At 70.0% G+C, this 23,683-nt stretch carries 5 protein-coding genes; all 5 read left to right on the top strand.

The features are described 5' to 3' along the window. A partial coding sequence (locus HG543_RS33410; protein WP_211194334.1) for a hypothetical protein occupies positions 1 to 346 on the top strand: 346 nt, incomplete at its 5' end. A 465-nt stretch (positions 347 to 811) separates the two neighbouring features. After that, complete coding sequence (locus HG543_RS33405) at positions 812 to 1,198, top strand: group II intron maturase-specific domain-containing protein (protein WP_246357481.1); 387 nt, start codon at positions 812 to 814, stop codon at positions 1,196 to 1,198. Positions 1,199 to 1,839: 641 nt separating this feature from the next. Beyond that, on the top strand, positions 1,840 to 13,791 hold the full coding sequence (locus HG543_RS33400) for a type I polyketide synthase (protein WP_281404486.1): 11,952 nt from the start codon (positions 1,840 to 1,842) through the stop codon (positions 13,789 to 13,791). Beyond that, positions 13,788 to 17,849 (top strand): non-ribosomal peptide synthetase, encoded by a 4,062-nt coding sequence (locus tag HG543_RS33395; RefSeq protein ID WP_169348976.1) that lies wholly within the window; start codon positions 13,788 to 13,790, stop codon positions 17,847 to 17,849. Before HG543_RS33400 ends, HG543_RS33395 begins: the two co-directional genes overlap by 4 nt. After that, a partial coding sequence (locus HG543_RS33390; protein ID WP_169348975.1) for a non-ribosomal peptide synthetase occupies positions 17,846 to 23,683 on the top strand: 5,838 nt, incomplete at its 3' end. The genes HG543_RS33395 and HG543_RS33390, both read left to right, overlap by 4 nt.

The following is a 23,683-nucleotide window of genomic DNA, read 5'->3' as shown; positions in this document are numbered from 1 at the left end:
GGGGAGGGAAGCATTGGCCGAGCACCTGCTGCCGACGTTGTTCGTCTGGTTCCCGCCCGCGACGCTGCTGGGGCAGGCCGCGCAGGAGGCACTGGAGGCCAGGCGGGAGGAGTCCTCCGAGGAGCCGCCGAACTCGATGCTGGCATTGCGCTTCCAGCCCAGACGGGTGGTGGAGGAGCTGCAAAGGGTGGCGCGTACCGCACAGGTGGAGCCGCGCGAGCAGGCGATGGCCCTGGCGACGGTGGCCAATCTGGCCTGCGACGACATCCTGGTGCGGCACTTCCACGAGCACTGGCAGACGGCGTGGGTCGAGGCGCTGGTGTACGAGACGAGGGATGCTCCGTAACTCTCCAGGCAGGTCCGGACAACGCTTGGGCACGCTGGGATTGAAGACGACGGGCGTGAAGCGCCTGGCGGGCAGCAGTCGCAGGGCGGGCAACTCCTCCTCGCGGAAGACGTCCACCGGGCGCCGGCCCGTCTTTCCGTGTCGGCGCACGTTGGCCACCTCGGCCAGCCACTTCTTCAAGTCCCGGCTCGCGATCCGCTTGGCTGCCCCCCGGTGCGATCCGCTTGGCCGGCCCCGCTACGAACAGCTTGGGTGACCCCGCTGCGATCCATTACCCCGGCCCGTCACACCGAGGAGCGAAGGGCCCCTACCGTAGGCACTCCGAGCAGCAGGAGCGAGGCAGGAGCGGGATGACAAAGCCCACCATCAGTCCGCAGGAACTCCGCGCGAGGATAGGCCATCGGCGAAATCCGCCCCGACGCATCGCTTCTAGGAATCTTCGACTTCCGATGGAAGCGGAGCCCCATGACCGGGACGTGGTACCCGAACACGAGTCCTCGACGAAAGAAGGTCACCGAAGTCCTGCGCCGCGTGCGCCACGTCCTGCGGGACAACCGAGCGCTCGCGGTGCAGGCAGCCGTGGGGGAGGTGCATGCCCTCATGCGCGGCTGGGTGAACTACTTCCGCTGGGCCAACTCGTACCAGGCGCTCGACGGGGTAAAGCACCACGTCGAGCTCAAGGTGCGGCGGTTTGCGGCGAAGAGAGCGAAGCGAGGGGGATTCGGCTGGAAGCGGTGGAGTAAGGACGTCGTGTACGGCAGATGGGGTCTCTTCGGTGACTACCGGGTGAAGTACTCCGCCGTCCTGAAGGCTGGCCTCCCGCCGAGCGGAACCATCACCCCGGTGAGATGACGCCTTCGCGGTGAGCCGGATGCGGGAAACCCGCCTGTCCGGCTCGATGTGGCGGGGACCGGAAACGGAGTGATGGCTTGCTCTATACGGGCACGAAGCTGGAAACGGCGGAGACAGCCAAGAGCAGCCTGCACACCACCGCGCCGGCCCCCGACCCGACCGCGTGAGACGGTTCTGCCGGTGCGCTTCACCTTCCGCACAGCCGGGGGGAGGTCCGGAGACGGGCCGAGCCGGGGGACGGGATTGGGCGCGCTGGTCTCGGCCCGGTCATCCAGAAAGGCGTCCTCAGGCGACCTGCCCAGGCCTCTTTGTTAGACGCTCTAATCCCTTGAGTAGCGGCAACTGCACCCGCGGGCCCGACACCTGAAGTTCACCCGGGTATGGGATTGAAGGTGATTGGTTTTGAACAGACGCCCACGGGCGTTTTTCAATGATTCGGTAACTCAGTTGCCGCACGGATAGTGCTGGAAAACGGGTTCGCGGTTCTTTATACGGTCGCCGCATGAAGTGAGCTGGAGCCGCTAGACACAGTTCCTGTTTGAGTGCCTTTGGGCCACGCGCCAGCGCTGTTACGCGCCGGTGACGTTGCATGCCTGTTGCCTGAGTGTGTCACGCCAACTCGATTGTCTTTTCTGGAACAGATGAAGACAAGGCATACATCCGATGAGCAAGGCATTGGAGATGGCCCGCGCGGTCTCGGCGAGCTGCGGCAATGGCTTGTACAACAGGTGGCCTCGTTGCTCGGCCGGGATGCGCGCGCGGTGGTTCCCACCGAGCCCTTCGTCAATCAGGGTGTCGACTCGGTCAACGCCCTGAAGTTGATCGCTGGGCTCTCGCAGTGGCTCGGCAGGCCGCTCCTGCCCACGCTGCTCTGGGAATATCCGACGGTGGATGAGCTCGCCCGCCATCTCATCCACGCGAATCGGGAGACGGCTCTCTCCACCGCACAGAAGGCCGAGGCGCCCACGGACGAGTCCGAGCCAATCGCAATCGTGGGTCTGGCCTGCCGCTTCCCCAAGGCTCCCGATGCCGAGGCTTTCTGGCGGGTGCTCCAAGAGGGTACCGATTGCGTAACGGACGTGCCGCGGGAGCGGTGGGACGCCAACCTCTATTACGATCCGACTCCTGGCGCTCCGGGCAGGATCATCACGCGCCACGGTGCGTTTCTCGACGCCGTCGACCGGTTTGATCCGCACTTCTTCGGGATTTCCCCCCGGGAGGCCGGGCAGCTCGACCCCCAGCAGCGCTTGATGCTCGAACTGTCGTGGGAAGCGCTCGAGGACGCGGGCATCGCGCCGCGGACGCTGCGCGGCTCCCAGACGGGCGTGTTCACCGGCCTGGTCTGGCGAGACTATGCCGATCTGCAGACGCTCCAGGGGGCGTCACCCACGTCCCACACGTGCACCGGCCACGCCGGGAGCATCGCCGCGAACCGGGTCTCCTACGCGCTGGGCCTCGAGGGGCCCAGCCTGACGATTGACACGGCGTGCTCCTCATCCCTTGTCGCCATTCACGAGGCCTGCCGCAGCCTTCGCTCCGGCGAGTCGACCCTGGCCCTGGTGGGGGGAATCCAGCTCAACCTTTCCCCCCGCACCTTCATGGCCGTCTCGGCCTTTGGCGCCCTCGCGCCCGACGGCCGGTGCAAGACGTTCGACGCGCGGGCGAATGGTTATGGGCGGGGGGAGGGCGGCGGCGTCGTCGTGCTCAAGCCGCTCTCCCGGGCCCTCGCTGACGGTGACTCCATCTATTGCCTCATCCGCGGCAGCGCGGTGAACAACGACGGTGCCAGCAACGGCCTCACCGCCCCGAGCCCCAAGGCCCAGGAGCGGCTGCTGCGTGACGCCTATGCCTCCGCGGGCGTGGATCCCTCCCGGGTGCAGTATGTCGAGCTGCACGGGACGGGAACGCCGCTCGGCGATCCGATCGAGGCAGGTGCGCTCGGAGCGGTCCTGGGGGCGGCACGGGCACCCGAACGGCCGCTCCACGTGGGCTCGGTGAAGACCAATATCGGGCACCTCGAAGCCGCCGCGGGCATCGCCGGCCTCATCAAGGTGGCGCTCTCCATCCGGAAGCAGAAGCTCCCGGCGAGCCTGCACTTCGAGCAGCCGAATCCGCACATCGCGTTCGACCAGCTCCGCCTGCGCATGCAGACCGGCCTCACCTCGTGGCCTGTCGAGGAGGAGCCCGCGCTGGCTGGCATCAGCTCCTTCGGCTTCGGTGGCACCAACTGCCATGTCATCGTCGAGGAGCATCGCACCGGGCCTCGCCGGACCGCGGCTCCACCGCTAGGTGCACCGCCGGTCCGGGCCGAGCCGCCGGCGGGTCCCAAGGTCGCGTTCCTCTTCGCGGGTGCCGGGTCGGCCTGGTGGGGAATGGGGCGGGAGCTGCTTGGCACCGAGCCCGTCTTCCGTGCTCGCTTCGAGGCCTGTGACGCCGCCTTCCGGCCGCTGGCGGGCTGGTCCCTCATCGACGCCCTGCTCGCGCCCCGCACGCGTTCACGTTTCGACCGGGGCGAGGTGCAACTGCCGGTCGTCCTCGCGTTCCAGATCTCCCTCGCGGCCTTGTGGCGCGACCGGGGCGTCGAGCCGAGCGCGGTCGTCGGCTACAGCGTCGGCGAGTGGGCCGCCGCGCACGTGGCGGGGATCCTCACCCTCGAGGAGGTCTTCGCGCTCGCCCACCACTACATCCAGGTGCAGCGGAGTGTCTCCGGTGGCGCTGGCATGGGCGTGGTCGGCCTGCCTGGCGCCGAGGTGGCAGCGCGCATCGAGCCCTACGGCGGGCGGATCGCGATCGCCTCCGAGAACAGCCCCCGCTCCACGGGGATTGGGGGCGAGCCGGCGGCGCTCCAGGAGTTCACCTCGCGGCTGACGGAGGAGGGGATTTTCGCCCGCACCGCGGAAATCGACTTCTACGCCCACATCCCGCATGTGGAGCCGCTCAAGCCGCTCTTCCTCCAGAGCTGTCCGGCGCTGAGCCCCCTGCCGGGACGCATCCCGATGGTGTCGACGGTGTCGGGCGCGTTCATCGATGGCCTGTCGCTCGGTCCGGCCTACTGGGCTGACAACTTCCGCAACCCCGTGCGCTTCGCCGCGGCCGTGAGGACCCTGGTCGAGAGCGGGCACAACCTCTTTCTCGACGTCAATCCCCATCCCATCCACGCGCGCTCGGTCGAGGAGAACCTCGAATCCTTCCCGGGCCGGGCTTCGCTCATCGCCAGCATGAGGCGCGGCGAGCCGACCCTCGACGCGCTCCATCGGGCGAGCACCGCGCTGGCGGAGGCCGGTGGCGTGATTCGTAGGGAGCGCGAGGCTCGGGCCGAGCTGTTCGTCCTCTCCGCGAGGACGGAGCAGGCGCTTCGGGAGCAGGCTGGCCGCACCGCCGCCCGACTTCGGGACAACCCCGGGGTTGCGCTCGCGGATGTCTGCTACACGGCAGGTGCCCGGCGCAGCCACCACGAGCACCGGCTGGCCCTGGTCGCGGAGTCTCGGCCCGCGCTGGAAGAGGGGCTCGAGGCGTTCGCCCGCGGTGGGGCCCTCCAGGGCAACCCGGCCTACGGCTCGGTCCGCCCCGGTGAGGCTCCCCGCATCGCCTTCGTCTTCTCGGGACAGGGGTCCTTCCCACTCGGCGCGAGTGCCCGGCTGCTCGAGGAGTCGCCTCGCTTCCGGGAGACCTTCGAGCGCTGTGAGCAGGTGTTCCGTGCCCGGACAGGCACGTCCCTCTTCGATGCACTCGAGGCCGAGCGGGAGGGCTCCCGTCCGCCGCGGACCGAGGTCGAGCAGCCGCTCTTGTTCGCCTTCCAGGTGTCGCTCGCCGCGCACTGGGGCGCGTGGGGCATTCATCCCGACGCCGTGGTGGGCCACAGCGTGGGAGAGATCGGCGCCGCCCACATCGCGGGGGCGCTCTCACTCGAGGAGGCCATGGCCCTCGTCGTGAGCCGCAGCCGCCTGATGGGGCGCGCGGCCGGGCGTGGAGGCATGGCCGCGGTCGGGGCTTCGCTGGAGCAGCTCGTGCCGGCTCTGGCGCCCTATGGGGACACGCTCTCCATCGCGGCGGTCAATGGGCCGAACGACGTGGTGGTCTCGGGTGAGCGCTCGTCCCTGGAGTCCTTGCGAGACAGCCTCCAGGGGACGGGGATCCGCGTCCGCCTCTTGAACGTCGACTACGCCTTCCACAGCGCGCAGATGGACGCGTACCTGGAGGAACTCGACGCCTGCACGCGGGAGCTCGCGCCGAAGCCTCCGGTCATCCCCCTCTATTCGACCGTGAGCGGGGGACGCGTCTCCAGCTCGGACCTCGACCCGTCTCACTGGCGGGCCAACGTCCGGCAGCGAGTCCTGTTCGCGCCGGCCATCGAGGCGATGCTCGCCGACGGCTACCGCGCCTTCATCGAGCTCGCGCCTCACCCTGTCCTGCTGCAGCCGCTGAGCCGGACGCTCGAGATGTCGGGGAGTGAGGGCGCGACGGCGCTGTTCTCCGCGCGCCGCGACCGGCCTCCCCGTGCCACGCTGCTCGGCGCCCTGGGGACGCTCCACACCCTGGGGCGCACTCCCTCGTGGAAGGGCGTCTTCCCCGATGGCGGCAGATTGGTGGAGCTGCCGTTCTACGCCTGGCAGCGCGAGCGCTACTGGTTCGATGCGGAGCCGGGGACCCCGCCTGTTCGCACCCATCCCTTGTTGGGCCGCCGCGTGGACGCACCTCCGGGGGAGACGGTCTTCGAGGCCACCCTCCGAGGCGATCGCCTGCAACTACTCAGCGACCACCGGCTCTACGGCACGATGGTCGTTGCTGGCGCGAGCATGGTCAGCATGTTGCTCGACGCCGCCGGGCAACTCTGGGGCAGTGACGGCTGCGCCGTCCAGGACGTGTTGTTCCTGAACCCCATCGTCCTCGACGACACGGAGGAGCGGCTCTTCCAGGTGTCCATCGCGGACGGTGGCGCCTTCCGGTTGTCCACCCGGCGTGGCCACGGCGATTGGATTGTGCACGCCACGGGGCAGCTCGAACGTGGCGGGGGAGGAGAGAGCACGCCCGCGCGCCTCGTGCTCTCCGAGATCGAGGCCCGATGTCAGCCGCTCGCGTCCATCGAGCGTTTCTACGAGGGCATCGACCGGCAAGGCCTCGTGCTGGGGCGGCAGTTCCGCTGGCTCGAGGCGGTATGGCAGGGAGCGCGCGAGGCGCTCGGCCGGCTGCGCTTGCCGGAAGCGGGGGATGGGGCGGGAGACTACCGACTCCACCCAGGACTCATCGACTCCTGCTTCCAGGTCCTCGGAGCGGTCTCGGGGTTCACGTCCATCGAAGGCCTCGCCTTCGTGCCCATTGGAATCAACCGCTTCGCGCTCCGTGGTGACCAGCGCCCGCGCTTCTGTCACCTCGTGCTCCGCAGCGGCTCGGGCGGCATCGACGAAGCCTCGGTCGTGGATCTGCATCTGCTCGACGAGTCAGGGCTCGTCGTGGCCGAGGTCTCCGGGCTAGCAATCCGCCGGGCGCCGCGCGAGGCCATCCTGCGCCGCGACTCGGCTGCTCCGGCGCAGTTCCTCCGGGTGGAGTGGCCAGCCCGGCCCCTCTCTCCGTCTTCCCGGGCGGAAGCATCGTCCTGGATTCTTCTCCCGGATCGTGGGGGTCTCGCCGCCCGGCTCGCCGAGCAGCTCGAGTCCCGCGGAGGTCGCGTGGAGGTGCTCGACGATGCCCTCGAAGCCACGGGGCGGGCCTGCACCGGGATTGTCGATCTTCGAGGCGTCGATGCCAGCGAGCCGCTCGTCGCACTCGAGCGAGGCGTCGGGCTCGTGCAGCAGCTGGTCTCCCGCCCTGGCGCGACGCCGCCCCGGCTCGTCCTGGTGACGCGGGGAGCCCAGGCGACCGGGAGCGATGAAGGGCCCATCTCGCTCGACCAGGCGCCGCTCTGGGGGCTCGGTCATGTGATCGCCCGCGAGCACCCGGAGCTGCGTTGCACGCGCGTCGACCTGGATCCGTCGGGACCGCTGGAGGACGTGGCACTGCTCGCCGACGAGCTCGTGGCCTCGGGTGACGAGGATCGCGTGGCCTTCCGCGCGGGACGGCGCCTCGTGGCCCGGCTCTCGCGCACGAAGCTGCCTCCGGCGGTCCGGCCACTTCCGCTGGGAGGCGAGGCCACGTACCTCGTGACCGGCGGGCTGGGCGGCCTCGGTCTCGAGGTCGCGCGGTGGATGGTCGAGCGGGGGGCACGCCATCTGGTCCTCATGGGCCGGAGCGAGCCGGGACCTCTCGCGAGGGAGTCGCTGGAGGCGCTGCGGGCAGCGGGCGCCACGGTCGTCGTCGCGCGAGGCGACGTGGCGGCGCGTGAGGAACTCGCGAAGGTCCTCGGTGGCATCCGTGCCACGATGCCACCCCTGCGCGGCATCGTGCATGCGGCTGGAGTCCTCGACGACGGGCTCCTGGTGCGACAGGACAGGGAGCGGATGGCCCGCGTCCTCGCGCCGAAGCTCCAGGGGGCGTTGAACCTCCACCAGGAGACCCTCGAGGATCGCCTCGACTTCTTCGTCCTCTTCTCGTCGGTCAGCGCCGTTTTTGGCACCTCGGGGCAGACGGGCTACGCGGCCGCCAACGCCTTCCTCGACGCCCTGGCCTGGCAACGGCGTGCCCAGGGGCTGCCGGCCACGACCATAAACTGGGGGCCCTGGGCCGAGGTGGGCATGGCGGCGCGCCTTCCGGCGGAGGCGGGCAAGGCGTGGTCCGCCTTCGGACTTGGTCTGCTCGCCCCGAGGGCGGGCCTCGCCGCGCTGGAGGGAATCCTCCGCGCCGACCTCACGCAGGTGGTGGTGGCCGGAGCCTCGGAGAACGGAGCGCAGGAGGGACTCGCCCCCTTCTTCGAGGCGCTGGCCCCCCGCCGCCCCGAGGCGCCTCGTCCAGAGCCGCTCGGCGGTGCGTTCGCCGGTGCTTCGCCCCGCGAGGCCCGGGCCCGTCTGCTGGCACACCTCCAGTCCCACGCGGCCGCGGTGCTGGGCCTTCCGCCTTCGTCGCCCATCGATCCGCGCCGCCCCCTCCAGGAGCTGGGGCTCGACTCCCTCATGGCGTTGCAGCTTCGCAACAGCCTCGCGTCGAGTCTCGGACGGTCCCTCCCCGCCACGCTGCTCTTCGATCACCCGACCCTCGAGATGCTGTTCGAGTTTCTCGGGCGCGAGCTCATTCCGGCGGAGGAGGTGGTGTCCGAACCCAAGCGGCGCCCGGAGAAGGCGCGGCCGGCGAGCACGAATGGCTCGGAGCCGATCGCGGTGGTGGGAATGTCGTGCCGGCTGCCCGGCGGCGTCCGAAGCCCGGAGGATTTCTGGCGCCTGCTCGCGGGCGGCGTGAACGCGGTACGCGAGGTGCCCAGGGACCGCTGGGATCTCGACACCTGGTACGACCCGGATCCCGAGGCGCCGGGGAAGATGTACTCGCGCCATGGAGGCTTCCTCGACGAGGTCGACGCGTTCGATGCCTCGTTCTTCGGTATCTCGGGGCCGGAAGCCCGGTCGATGGACCCGCAGCAGCGCATCCTGCTCGAGCTGAGCTGGGAGGCGTTGGAGACGGCGGGCATGTCGGTGGAGCGGCTGAAGGGCAGTCCCACCGGGGTGTTCCTCGGCATCTGCCTGAGCGACTACGCTCTGCTCGAGCTCAACGCCCCTGACCCAAGTGGCATCAACGCCTACTCGGGCTCCGGAGGCGTGCTGAGCGTGGCCGCGGGGCGCATCGCCTACGCGCTCGGGCTGGAGGGGCCGACCTTCGCCGTCGACACGGCCTGCTCCTCGTCGCTGGTCGCCGCGCATCTGGCCTGTCAGAGCCTGCGCAATGGTGAGTGTGACCTCGCGCTCGTGGGTGGCTCGAACCTGCTGCTCTCGCCGCGGATGACGGTCTACTTCTCGAAGCTGAAGGCGCTCTCACCGGACGGTGCCTGCAAGGCCTTCGACAGCTCCGCCAACGGCTACGTGCGAGGTGAGGGGGCGGGCATCGTGGTCCTCAAGCGCCTCTCGGACGCGCTTGCCGATGGGGACCCGGTGCTCTGTGTGATTCGCGGGACGGCCGTCAACCAGGATGGCCGCTCGAACGGCCTCACGGCTCCGAGCCGTCCGGCGCAGGAGCGGGTCATCGAAAGCGCGCTCCAGCAGGGAGGCATTGCTCCGCTCGACGTCAGCTATGTCGAGGCGCACGGGACGGGGACGTCGCTCGGAGATCCCATTGAGGTGCAGGCGCTTGCCGCCGTTCTGGGACGAGGACGCTCACGCTCGACGCCTCTCGGCATTGGCTCGGTCAAGACCAACATCGGGCACCTGGAGGGAGCGGCGGGTATCGCCAGCCTGCTCAAGGCCATCCTTGCCTTGCGGCATCGCGAGCTGCCCCGAAGTCTCCACTTCAAGGAGCCGAGTCCGCACATTCCCTGGGCCGAGCTGCCCGTCGAGGTCATCTCCGAGCACCGGCCGTGGCACGTCCCCCAGGGGGGACGCCGGCTCGCGGGGGTCAGCTCCTTCGGCTTCAGCGGGACCAACGCCCATATCGTCCTCGAGGAGGCGCCCCCAGCGGCGCACCGCCCGGCGCCCCCGAGCCCCGCCGAGCGTCCCGAGCCGCTCGTCCTCTCCGCCCGTGCGCCCCAGGCGCTGCGCGAGGTGGCCCAGCGCTACGCGGCCTGGCTGTCGAGTGGGGACGGGGGTGAAGGCACGACGCTCCACGACGTGTGCTACTCCGCGAGCTGTCGTCGGAGCCTCCATGAGCATCGGCTCGCCGTGGTGGCTCGTTCCCGAAGCGGAGCAGCGGAGGCGCTCGAGGCCTTCCTCCGCGGACTGTCCCACCCGGATGTCCAGTCGGGGTACGCGCGTCCCGGCGCGGCGCCGCGGGTGGTCTTCCTGTTCACGGGCCAGGGCGGGCAGTGGCCCGGTACCGGCCGCGCGCTCCTCGCGGAGGAGCCTGTGTTCCGCGAGGCCCTGCGGGCCGCGGATGAAGTCCTGAAGAGGCTCGCCGGCTGGTCGGTCATCGAGGAGCTTCAGCGGGAGAATCCCCGCTTCGACCAGGCTGACATCTCCCAGCCCGCGCACTTCGCTCTGCAGTCGGCGCTCGTCGCGCTGCTGCGCTCCTGGGGAATCGAGCCCGATGCGGTCCTCGGTTCCAGCATCGGTGAGGTGGCGGCGGCGCACGCGGCGGGGGTCCTGTCGCTCGAGGAGGCGATGCGCATCACCGTCGCGCGCAGCCGCATCCTCCACGCCATCGCCGGCAAGGGCGCGATGAGCGCCGTCGAGCTCTCCGAGGAGGAGGCCGCCGCGGCGATCGCGAGCCATGGGGACCGGCTGTCGGTCGCGGCGATCAACAGTCAGCGCTCCACGCTCCTGTCTGGTGAAGCCGGCGCGATGGACGAGGTTCTCGGCGCGCTCACGGCCCGTGGCGTCTCCTGCCGCCGGCTGGGGCTGGACTACGCATCGCACAGCCCCGCGGTCGAGCCCTACCTCGAGGAGCTGCGGCGGACGCTGAGCGATCTGCGCCCCCAGGCCGCGACGGTTCCCATCTTCTCCTCGGTCTCGGGCCGTCGCGCGGAGAAGGGGGACTTCGACGGCGCCTATTGGGCCCGGAACCTCCGTCAGCCGGTGCGCCTCGCACCCGCTCTCTCCGCGCTCGCCGACGAGGGCTATTCGCTCTTCGTCGAGATCGGACCCAACGCCGTTCTGGCGCGCCCCGTTCAGCAGTGCTTCCAGCAAGCGGGGAAGAGCGCGACGGTGCTGTCGACATTGCGGCGCGGCGAGTCCGAGCGCCATACCTTGCGGACCTTGCTGGGGGGCCTGTTCACCGCGGGCGTCTCTCCCGAGTGGAGCCGACTCTTTCCCGAGGGCGGCGAGCTGGTGCCGCTGCCGCCCTATCCCTGGCAGAAGGAGCGTTACTGGGTCGCCAGCCCGGCGCAGAACCGCCCGGTGCTCGCGGCGCGGAGCGATGTTCCCCTGCACGGGCGTCGGCTGCGTTCCCCGCTGGCCGAGACCTTGTTCGAGGTGGAGCTGTCCGCGGACCGGATGCCCTTCCTGCGCGAGCACCTGCTCCACGGAGCCCTGGTGGTTGCTGGCGCCGGGCATGTCTCGATGGCGCTCTCGGCGGTTCGTGAACTTCGCGGCTCCGCCCCGGTGCGCCTGGCGGACATCGTCTTCCCGCGTCCGCTCGTGTTGGAGGAGGGGAAGGAGCGCCCCGTCTCGATGGTGGTGGGTCCGGAGCAGGCGGGGCGTGCGCCATTCCGCATCCAGAGCCTGGAGGGCGGAGCGGGCGGCGACGCGGACTGGGTGCTTCATGCCGAGGGGAAGCTGCTGCCCTCGGTGTCGCGGGTCGACATGCCCGCGCCGGTACCCCTCGAGGAACTCCGCGCCCGATGTCCGCGGGAGCTCGAGGTCACGCGCTTCTACGAGGCCATGGCCGCCGATGGCATCTCACTCGGGCGGCGCTTCCGGTGGGTCGAGCAGTTCTGGCAGGGGGAGGGTGAGGCCCTGGGCCGCATGCGAGCCCCGGAGCCCGCGGATCAACATCCGAGCACGCCGCTGCACCCCGGGCTGATTGATTCCATCTTCCACGTCCTGCGCGCCATCCCGGGGATCGGCCGGGACGACGGCGTGCCCTACATTCCCGTGGGAATCGAGGGGGTGTGCTTCCTGGAACCGCCTCGTGGCACGCTCTGGGCCCACGCGGTCCTGAGGACCGAGGGCGGCCGCGATGGCGAGACGCTGAGCGCCGACTTCCGCCTCATCGAGGAGGGCGGCAGGACGATCGCGTGGATCGACGGCTTGATCGTCAAGCGTGCCCCTCGCGAGGCCTTCGAGCGTGACCGCGCGCGTGAGCTCGGCGAGAGCCTTTTCCAGGTTCGCTGGCGGCCGGTACCCCCGCCGACGGGGCGGGAGCAGGGCCCGTGGCTGCTCCTGACGGATCGGGGTGGCATGGGCGACGCGCTGGCCACGCGGCTCAGCGGCGAGGGCCCGCTCTGCCGTGCGATTGCCGCACCGGAGCCGGCGGAGCCGGAGGAATCCTTCCTCCGCCGGTTGGAGGAGGCCCTCGTCTCGGAGACGTATCGGGGCGTGGTGTACCTCGCGGCGCTCGATGCGGGCTCCGCGCTGGACGCCCAGGTCACCACGGAGACGTTGGTCGGAGCAGTCCGGGTCCTTCAGGCCCTCACGCGACTGGAGCGTGGCGTGCCACCCCGGCTCCTGGTGGTCACCCGGGGGGCGCAGGCGACGGAGGAGTATCCGCGGCCCTTGTCGCTCGCCCAGGCGCCGCTCTGGGGGCTCGGCGCCACGTTGCGCCATGAGCATCCCGAGCTTCGCTGCACCCTCGTGGACCTCGATCCCGAGGCGACCGTGGACGCGGTGCACTGCCTGACCCGGGAGATGCTGTCCCCGGATGGTGAGGACAGGGTCGCCTGGCGTGGAAGCGTGCGGCTCGCGCAGCGGCTCCAGTCCCTCGCGGTAGTGCCGGAGCCCGGTCCCGTGCCGGTCTCGCCGGACGCGACCTACCTGATCACGGGCGGGCTCGGCGGGCTCGGCCTGCGCTGTGCGCGATGGCTCGCGAGCGAGGGGGCGCGGAACCTGGCGCTGCTCGGCCGGAGCGCGCCTTCCGACGAGGCTCGCGCCGAGCTCCACGCCCTTGAGGCCGAGGGCATCCGCGTGCGCGTGCTCCAGGCGGACGTGGGTGAGCGGGAGGCGCTCGCGCGGGCCCTGTCGGAGCTTCGCGCGGACCTGCCCCCGCTCCGGGGTGTCCTCCACGCGGCGGGGCTTCTCGATGACGCGCTGCTGGCCCGCCAGGAGCGCGAACGAATCGAGCGCGTCCTCCGGCCGAAGGTCGCGGGCGCCTTGCACCTGCATCAGGAGACGCTCGGCGATCCGCTCGACTTCTTCGTGATGTTCTCTTCCATCGCCGCGCTGCTCGGAGGGGCGGGGCAGGCCAACTACAGCGCCGCGAATGCCTTCCTGGACGCGCTGGCCTCGGAGCGGCGGGCACGAGGACTGCCCGCGCAGTCGCTGGCCTGGGGGCCCTGGGCCGAGGTGGGGCTGGCGGCGGCTCGCGCCGATCGGGGAGAGCGCCTCGCGGCCCTGGGGCTCGAGAGCCTCGTGCCCGACGAGGGTGTGGCCATCCTCGGGCGACTCCTGCGAGGGACCGCCGACGCGCACGTGGGCATCGCCCGGATCGACTGGACGCGGTGGCGGCGGACGTACCCCGCCGCGGACCATGCATCCCTGCTGGCCGAGTTCCTCCGCTCTCAGGAGAACGTCTCGGAGAAGCCACCCGAAGGCGCTCCGAACCTGGAGGAACTGGCCCGGATGGCCCCCGAGGAGCGCCACAGGCGGGTGGAAGCGTTCCTCCGGCGCGAGCTGGTCACCCTCCTGGAGCTTCCCCGGGACCTGGCCGACAGCCGCCTCCCGCTCGTCCGCTTCGGCTTCGACTCCCTCATGGGCATGAAGCTCAAGGCGAGGCTGGAGCTGTCGCTCGGTCTGTCTGTTTCGGCCGCCAGGCTCCTGAGCGGACTGAGCCTCGATGACCTCGTGAAGTTCGTCCTCGAGAAGATCGCGGACATGCAGCCTCCGCCGGAACCGACCCCTGAAGACCAGATGGAGGAATTCCGATTTTGAACGCCACCGAACTCATCTCGGAGCTGACTCGCATTGGTGTGGAGCTCAAGGTCGAGGACGAGCACCTCCGGGTCCGCGCCGCACGCAACGTCATCACCCCAGAGCTCCAGAAGCTCATCGCCACCCACAAGGCGGAGATGATCGAGCTGCTGCGGCGGCAGGCAACCTCCGTTCGCTCCGCGCAGCAGCACGAGCCCTTCCCCCTGACGGAGATCCAGGAGGCGTACCTGGTCGGACGCGGCACCGACTACGGAGTCGGGGGAATCTCCTGCCACCTGTACCACGAGATTGACGGCCGGGACCTGGACGTCGGGCGGCTGTCGCGGGCGTGGCAGCGCCTCATCGAGCAGCATCCGATGCTGCGCTCGGTGGTGCTCCCGTCGGGAGAGCAGCGCGTGCTGGAGAGCGTGCCGGCCTTCTCCATCCCCGTGCTGGACTTGCGCGGGCAGGCCCCCGCCACCGTCGAGGAAAAGCTCGCCGCGCTTCGCAAGGAGCTCTCGAACCGGTCCACGCCTCTGGGGCAGTGGCCGACCTTCGATCTCCGCGCGACGCTGCTCGACGGGGGACGCACGCGCATCCACTTCGACATCGACGCCATCACGATCGATGCCTCCGCCGTGCTCGCGCTGCTGGAGGAGTGGCGCGAGCTCTACGCGGCTCCGGAGCGGAACCTCAAGCCCGTGCCGGTTTCCTTCCGTGAGCATGTGCTCGCGGAGATCGCCGCCCGGAATACGGACGCCTACCGGAGCGCGGAGGCCTACTGGATCTCGCGCCTCACGGACCTGCCGGATGCGCCGGTGTTGCCTCTGGCCACCTCGCCCGAGAACCTGGTGCGCCCGTCGTTCCGGCGCCTGAGCGGCCGCCTCGACGCGGCACGGTGGGCACGGCTGAAGGAGCGATCCGCGGAGGCAGGGCTCACCCGCTCCGGCGTCGTCTGCGCCGCGTTCGCCGAGGTCCTCGCTGCCTGGAGCGAGAATCCGCGCTTCAGCCTCAACCTCACCCTCTTCAATCGCTTGCCCATCCACCCCGAGATCGACAGGGTCGTGGGCGACTTCACCACCAACGTGCTGCTCGAGTTCGACGGTCGCGGGGAGACCTTCACCCGCCGCGCCGTGAATCTTCGAGATCAGCTCGCCCGGGATTTCGAGCACATCCACTTCAGTGGGGTGCGGGTGATGCGGGAGCGCGCGCGGCGGCGGGAGGGAGTCGGGTCGCTCATGCCCATCGTCTTCACGAGCCTCCTCGGGCACCGTCCCGGCAAGGCGGGTGGGGGAGGGCCCTTCAGTTGGTTGGGGGAGACCGTCCACGCCATCACCCAGACGCCTCAGGTGTGGCTCGATCACCAGGTCCGCGAGGACGACGGTGCGCTCTGTTACTCCTGGGACAGCCCGGAGGGGCTCTTTCCGGCGGGACTCCTGGAGGACGCCTTCGCGGCCTACGAGGAGCTGCTCGGCCGGCTCGCCGATGACGGTGCGCTCTGGGAGGAGCGCGCCCCGGTGCGGCTCCCCGCCGCGCAGCGTGCGCGACGCGAGGCGTTCAATGCCACCGCGGCCCCCATCCCCGAGAAGCGCCTCGATGAGCTCTTCCTCGCTCAGGTTGAGCGGGGACCGGAGCGCGTGGCCGTCGTGGACGCGGAGCGGACGCTGACCTACTCGGAGCTCCGAGGCCATGCCGGAGCGCTGGCCTCACACCTCGTCGAGCTGGGGGCGCGGCCCGACGGGCTGATCGCCGTCGTCCTGGAGAAGGGGTGGAGGCAGGCCGTCGCGGTGACGGCGATCCACCTGGCTGGAGCCGCCTACCTTCCCATCGAGCCCACGCTCCCGGATGAGCGTCGCCGGCTCCTGCTCGAGGAGGGGCAGGTCAAGGTGGTGGTGACCGAGTCCGCTCTGGCGGAGCGGCTCGCATGGCCCGAGGGCGTCCAGGTCGTGCCCCTCTCCGACACCGCTCGCGGAGCGGCTCCGCGCCTGTCGGCGCGCAAGGCCTCGGACCTCGCGTATTGCATCTACACCTCCGGCTCCACCGGCCGCCCCAAGGGGGTGATGATCGAACACCGCGCCGCGGCGAATACCCTCCTCGACATCAACGAGCGCTTCAAGGTCGGCCCGGAGGACCGCGTCTTCGGCCTCTCGTCGCTCGGCTTCGATCTCTCGGTCTACGACATCTTCGGGAGCCTGGCGGCGGGCGCGGCACTCGTCCTGCCCCAGCCCGAAGCCGCGCGGGATCCCGCGAGCTGGCTGCACCTGCTCCGAGAGCAGCGGGTGACGATCTGGAACTCGGTCCCGACGCTGATGGAGATGCTCGTGGACCTGGTCGAGACCCGTGGCGAGCGCCTCCCGGACTCGCTGCGCCTCGTGCTGCTGAGCGGTGATTGGATTCCCGTCACCCTCCCGGATCGCATCCGGCGCCTGTCCAGTGAGATTCGGGTCATCAGCCTCGGCGGCGCGACGGAAGGCTCGATCTGGTCCATCCTGCACCCCATCGGCAAGGTCGAGCCCGCGGCGCGGAGCATCCTCTACGGCCGCCCGATGCTGAACCAGCGCTTCCATGTCCTCGACGAGGCCTTGGCGCCACGTCCGGACTACGTGCCCGGAGACCTCTACATCGGAGGCGTCGGGCTGGCCCGGGGTTACTTCCGTGACGAGGAGATGACCCGAGCGCGCTTCCTGACGCATCCGCGTACGGGCGAGCGCCTCTACCGCACGGGGGACCTGGGCCGCTTCCTGCCTGGGGGAGACATCGAGTTCCTCGGCCGGAAGGACTTCCAGGTCAAGGTCGCCGGGCACCGCATCGAGCTGGGAGAGATCGAAGCGACGCTCGTGCGGCATCCGGCGATCCGTGAGGCGGTGGTCGCGGCTCCCGGCGAGCGCACCTCCCGGAGGCTGGTCGCCTACATCGTTCCGGCGGAGGGGCAGGCCACGCCCTCGGACGCGTCGCTGCGGGAGTTCCTGGCCACGACACTGCCCCAGTACATGGTGCCCGCCGTCTTCGTCCGGTTGCAGGCGCTGCCCCAATCCGCGAATGGCAAGGTCGACCGCAAGGCCCTGCCCGAGCCAGCGGCGCAGTCCTCGCTCGCCGTGGGGCTCGCGGACGCCAGGGGAGGGAAGCTCCTCACGAAGGTCACCCAGCTCGTCGCCCAGGTCCTCAAGCGCCCCAGCGTCGACCCAGAGGATGCCCTGCTCCAGCTCGGAGCCACCTCGGTGGAGTTGATCAAGCTCGCGACGCTGCTGGAGCAGGCGTTCGGAAGCCGGCCGCGGATGGCCGAGTTCCTCACGCTCCGCAAGGTCGCGGACATCGCCGCCTATTACATCGAGCGCCAGCCGGCGGAAGAGGCTCGCGAAGGCGCTGGCTCGAGCGATGAGCAGGGGCTGATCCTCGACCTCGAGCAGCGCGAGGCCTGGAAGCGCGAACGCCACGGCATTCGACGTTTCGCCGACGGGGCCGCGATGGTGCCGATGGCCACGTTCCCCGACGACGAGGCGCACCGGCGGCGCCACCTGGAGCGCGCCAGCCACCGGAGCTTCTCCTCCGAGCCGATCGAGGCCCAGACCCTGGGCCGGCTGCTCTCGTGCTTGCGGTCCCTCAACCTCGACGGGCGGTTCAAGTACCAGTACGGCTCGGCCGGAAGCACCTACGGGGTCCAGGCCTACCTTCACGTCGCCCCCGGCCGGGTCCGGGGCCTCGATGCGGGCGCCTACTACCACGACCCCGCGCGCCACGCGCTCGTGCAGCTCTCCAGCTCCGGCGCGCTCGACCCGAACCTCCACGCGCCTGCCAACCGGCCCATGTTCGAGCGCTCGGCCTTCTCGCTCTTCCTGGTCTGCGATCGCCGGGCCATCGCCCCGCTCTATGGGGAGAAGTGGCGGGACTTCGCGCTGCTCGAGGCGGGGCTGATGTCGCAACTCCTCGAGATGCGCGCCGCCGAGAATCAGCTCGGACTCTGTCAGGTCGGGGAGCTGCGCTTCGACGACCTCCGCGCCGCGTTCCAGTTGGAGGAGGCGCACGTGTACCTCCACGGCCTCGTGGGTGGCTCCATCGCGTGGGAGGAGGGCTCGCTGTGAGCACTTCCGAGTTCATCGTCGCGCTCCAGCAGAAGGGCATCGAGCTCTGGGTCGAGGGAGACGCGCTGCGGTTCCGCGCTCCTCCCGGGCACCTCACCGACGAGCTGCGGGCGTCGCTGCGGGAGCGCAAGGCACAGCTCCTCGAGCACCTGCGCGCCTCCAACCGCGTGGCGGAGCTCGAGGCCGCGGTGGTCAAGCCCGCCGAGGACGCGCGCTTCGCGCCCTTTCCGCTCACCGACATCCAGAACGCCTACTGGGTGGGCCGACAGGACGCCTTCGACGCGGGCGGCGTCGCCGCGCACAGCTACCTCGAGCTTGCGTTCGACACGCTCGACCTCTCGCGGCTCGAGGATGTCCTCCGTCGCCTCATCGAGCACCATGACATGCTGCGCATGGTGGTCCTCCCCACCGGTGAGCAGGTGGTGCTGGCGTCGGTGCCGCCGTTCTCCATCACCTCGTACGATCTCCGCGGGGCTTCGGCCGAGGAGGTCGAGGCCCACCTGAAGGCGATCCGCGCCGAGCTGTCGCACCAGGTCCTGCCCACCGAGCGCTTCCCCTTGTTCGAGGTTCGCGCCTCCCGGCTCCCCAGCGGGCGGGTCCACGTCCACATCAGCCTCGATCTGCTCGTGGCCGATGCGTTCAGCGTCCAGCTGCTCATCGAGCAGTGCTCCACGCTGTACCAGAATCCGGACGCGCGGCTCCCGCCGCTGAAGCACACCTTCCGCGAGTACTTTGCCGCCGCCGCCCGGCATCGTGCTCCAGACTCGAAGGCGTATCAGCGCTCGCTCGAGTACTGGCGGAGCCGCCTTGCCACGTTGCCCGGGCCGCCCGAGCTTCCGCTCGCCGCCGACGGCGACGTGAAGGGACCGCGCCGCTTCACGCGCCGGCAGGGCGGGTTGGATCCATCCTCCTGGCGCGCCTTCCGGGAGCGCGCGGCAGCGGCGGGTGTGACGGCGTCCATGGCGTTGGCCGCCGCCTACGGAGAGGTGCTCCGTGCGCACGGTCGGAGCAATCGGCTGACGCTCAACCTGACCCTCTTCAACCGGCTGCCACTGATCGAGGACGTGGAGCGGATCATCGGGGACTTCACCTCGGGAATCCTGCTCGAGCTGGACGGGTCGCGGCCGGAGTCCTTCGCCGCGCGGGCCCGACGGCTCCAGGGGCAGCTCTTCGAGGACCTGGAGCACTCGGCCGTGTCGAGTGTGCAGGTGCTGCGGGAGGCGACCCGCCTGGGCCGTCTGGACACCAACACGGGCATGCCCTACGTGTTCACGAGCCTGCTCTCGGAGACGGGACGCTCGTTGCACCTGCCCGAGGGCGTGCGAATCGTCGAGGTCGTCAGCCAGACGCCGCAGGTGTGGCTCGACCATCAGGTCTTCGAGCTCAATGGCGGGCTGTATTACAGCTGGGACTCCGTTGATGCCCTCTTCCCCCGGGGGCTGATCGACACCCTCTTCGAGGCCTACGGGCGGCTCCTCCGCCGGCTCGCGGAGGATCCTTCCGCGTGGGACGCGCCTGCCAGGCAGCCGCTCCCGCCCGAGCAGCTCGCGCGCCGGACCGCGTTCAACGCCACCGCACGGCCCATCTCGCCGGAGCGGATGGAGTCGCTCTTCCTGCGCCAGGCGGCCCTGAGGCCCGAGGCTCCCGCCATCATCGCCGGGGAGCGGGTGCTCACGTACGGAGAGCTGGAGCGCCGCTCGGCTCGGATTGCATCGTGGCTCATCGCCCACGGGGCCGCTCCGGAGCGCCTCGTGGCCATCGTCGCCGAGAAGGGCCCGGAGCAGGTGATCGCGGCGCTTGCCATCCTCCGTGCAGGAGCGGCCTACCTGCCGTTGGATCCCGCGCTGCCGACCGAACGCCTCCACGATGTGTTGAACGAGGCCCAGGCGGAACTCGTGCTGACGCAGTCGCACCTGGATGCGTCGCTGCGCTGGCCCGAGTTGCCGAGGCGGCTCGCGGTGGAGCGAGACGAGCACCTCGATGTGGCGGGCAGCGTGCCGCCGCCGCTCCAGGGCAATGGCCTCGCCTACGTCATCTACACCTCGGGGTCGACCGGCCGGCCCAAGGGCGTCATGATCGACCATCGGGGAGCGGTCAACACCCTCCTCGACATGAACGAGCGCTTCCGCGTGGGGCCCGGGGATCGGGTGTTCGCGCTCTCGTCGCTCAGCTTCGATCTGTCGGTCTACGACATCTTCGGGACGCTCGCCGCGGGCGGCGCGATCGTGATGCCGGCGCCCGGTACGTTGCGCGATCCCAGCCACTGGGTGACGGTCCTGGAGCAGGGGCGGGTGACCGTCTGGAACTCCGTCCCCGCGCTGATGGAGATGCTCATCGAGTTCGTCGAGGGGAGCGGCCAGCGTCTGGCCGACTCGCTGCGCCTCGTCCTGATGAGCGGCGATTGGATCCCGGTCACGTTGCCCGATCGGATTCGCGCCCAGAACAGCGCCATCGAGGTGGTGAGCCTCGGCGGCGCCACCGAGGCGTCCATCTGGTCGATCCTGTACCGGATCGGCGAGGTCGATCGCTCATGGCGGAGCATCCCCTACGGCCAGCCCATGGTGAACCAGGGCTTCCATGTGCTCGATGACGCGCTCGAGCCCTGCCCGGACTGGGTCGTGGGACAGCTCTATATCGGCGGCATTGGCCTCGCGCTGGGCTACTACCGCGACCCGGTCCGCACCTCCGAGCGCTTCATTGTCCATCCGAGGACCGGTGAGCGCCTCTACGCGACCGGCGACCTGGGCCGCTTCCTGCCCGATGGGAACATCGAGTTCCTGGGCCGGGAGGACTTCCAGGTCAAGATCCAGGGCCACCGCATCGAGCTCGGTGAGATCGAAGCCGCGCTCGCCACGCACCCCGCGGTGCGCAGCGCCGTGGTCAATGCCGTCGGGAAGCCGGGAGGGGCGAGGCGTCTCGTGGCCTACGTCGTCCCAGGCCAGTTGCCGACGAACGTCCTCGCGAAGGAGCCGTCGACGGAAGCGTCTGGGGAGAAGCTCGCCGAGGCGCATGAGCCGGAGCCGCTCCAGGGCGTCATCTCGGACCCCGTCACGCGCCTGGAGTTCAAGCTGAAGGAGCCCGGGCTGCGCGCGGACGTCGGCGACCGGAAGGCCATCCCGCTCCAGAAGCCGGTGATCGACGAGGCCCTGCGCCGGACGTACACGGACCGGCGGAGTCATCGGACGTTCCGCTCCGGACCGGTCTCCTTCGAGCAGCTCGGCGAGCTGCTGAGCTGCCTCATGCAGCTCCCGCTCGAGGACTCGCTGTTGCCCAAGTACCGGTACGCCTCGGCGGGTGGGCTCTATCCGGTGCAGGTCTACCTGCACGTCAAGCCGGGCTGTGTCACGGGGCTCGCGGGCGGGACCTACTACTACCATCCGAAGCACCATGAGCTGGTGCTGCTCACGGCGGACGCGGCCATGAACCGTGGCCAGCATGCGCCCGGCAACCGGTCCGTCTTCGACGCCGCCGCGTTCTCTGTCTTCCTGGTCGGGCAGATGAACGCCATCAAGCCTCTCTACGGAGATCTCGCTCGCGACTTCTGCCTGCTCGAGGCGGGCTATCTCTCCCAGCTCCTGATGAGCTCGGCGGCGGGCGGTGAGCTGGGCTTGTGTCCGGTAGGCGGTCTGGACTTCGAGCCGCTGCGCCAGCAGCTTGCGTTGGACGAGCAGCATGTCCTCCTGCACAGCTTCCTGGGTGGCGGAGTCGGCGTTGCCGAGACCGGCGTCAAGCCGGCCGTGAGCGCCACGGCCACGTCACTTCAGGAAGAGCTGCGGCGCTACCTGGCCGCGAAGCTCCCGGACTACATGGTTCCCACCTCCTTCGTCCTGATGGACGCGCTGCCGCTGACGTCCAACGGCAAGGTGGATCGAAGCGCGCTGCGCGTGCCGAGCGAGCTCACGGAGACGAAGGCGCCCGCCGCCCGCGCACCGCGTACGGAGGTGGAGCGCGCTCTCGCCGCCATCCTCCAGGAGGTGCTCCACCTGGACGCGGTGGATGTCCACCGCAACTTCTTCGATCTGGGCGGTACCTCCGTCCACATCGTGCAGGTGCATCGCAAGCTGCGCGAGCGGCTCAGGGTCGAGATTCCCATCACCCAGATGTTCCGGTTCTCCACCGTCAGCACGCTGGCCGAGTACATCAGCGGCAAGAGCGCTGAAGCGAGGCCAGCATCCCCCGCGGAGACACCCCCCGCGGAGGTCCGGGGTGAGGCGGTCCGCCGCGAGGAAACCCAGCCGAAGGTGGTGCGTGCACCGAGCACGCGTCCGGCACGAGAGCTGGACTCGGCCATCGCCATCGTCGGCATGTCCGGGCGCTTCCCCGGCGCACGGAACCTCGAGGAGTTCTGGCGGAACCTGTGCGAGGGCGTCGAGTCGGTCTCCTTCTTCACGGACGAGGAGCTGCGGCGCTCGGTGTTGGAGCCCTCGCAGCTGGATGACCCCAACTATGTTCGGGCGGGCGCCGTCCTGGATGACGTGGAGTTCTTCGACGCCGAGCACTTCGGGCTCATGCCGAAGCAGGCACGGCTCACCGACCCGCAGCACCGCATCTTCATGGAGTGCGTGTGGGAAGCCATCGAGGACGCGGGCTACGACCCGCGGAGGCTCGAGAAGCAGGTGGGGGTCTATGCCGGCTCCATCATCAGCAACTACCTCCTGTTCCACCTCGGCTCCAAGGTAGGGCGTGAGGGGGCCGTCCGCGATCTGCAGACGCTGATTGGAAACGACAAGGACTACCTGGCCACCCACGTCTCGTACAGGCTTGGGCTGAAGGGGCCCAGCATCAGCGTCCAGACGGCTTGCTCCTCTTCATTGGTCGCCGTCCACCTGGCCTGCCAGGCGCTGCGCAGCCGCGAGTGCAACATGGCGTTGGCGGGTGGAGTGGCCGTGCGGTTGCCGCAGAAGTCCGGCTACCTCTATGAGCAGGGAGGCATCCTGTCGCCGGATGGTCACTGCCGTGCGTTCGACGCGGACGCCCAGGGCACCATCTTCGGCAGTGGCGCGGGGGTGGTGGTTCTCAAGCGCCTCTCGGACGCGCTGGCCGACGGCGATGACATCCGGGCGGTGATTCGAGGCTCGGCGGTCAACAACGACGGGGCGGTGAAGATTGGCTACACGGCGCCCAGCCAGGATGGTCAGGCGGCGGTGATCTCTTCCGCGCTGGCCGCGGCGGGAGTGAGCCCGTCCAGCATCGGCTACATCGAGACCCACGGAACGGGCACACCGCTGGGAGATCAGATCGAGATCGCCGCGCTCCAGCAGGTCTTCCGTGCCAGCACCGAGGCGGTCGGCGTCTGTCCCATTGGCTCGGTGAAGACGAACGTCGGGCACCTCGAGGTCGCGGCGGGCATCGCGGGGCTCATCAAGACCGTTCTGGCTCTGCAGCACCGGCGCCTGCCTCCCAGCCTGAACTTCAAGAACCCCAACCCGCAGATCGACTTCGCGCGCAGCCCCTTCTTCGTGAACACCCGGCTCATCGATTGGACTCGCGCCACGGAGCCGCGCCGGGCCGGCGTGAGCTCGTTCGGCATCGGAGGAACGAACGCGCACGTGGTGTTGGAGGAGGCCCCGGAGGTGAGGACGCGGACCCAGGGCACGCAGCGGCCGAAGCACGTGCTGAGCCTGTCGGCGCGGAGCGAGAAGGCGTTGAGGGCGCTGGCGGGCAGCTACGCGAAGCGCCTGGAGGGCAAGGGGCCGGAGGAATTGGGAGACATCTGCTTCACGGCGAACACGGGCCGGGCCCGATTCGAGTACCGGCTGGCGGTGGTGGGCGAGACGACGGAGGAGGTGCGCCAGGAGCTGGCGGCGTACGCGGCGGGCGGAGAGGTGGAGCGG

Source organism: Pyxidicoccus fallax (genome assembly GCF_012933655.1).
Classification (GTDB): Bacteria; Myxococcota; Myxococcia; order Myxococcales; family Myxococcaceae; genus Myxococcus; species Myxococcus fallax.
Note: the sequence above shows the minus strand (reverse complement) of the source record. Positions and strands in the feature narration are given on the sequence as shown.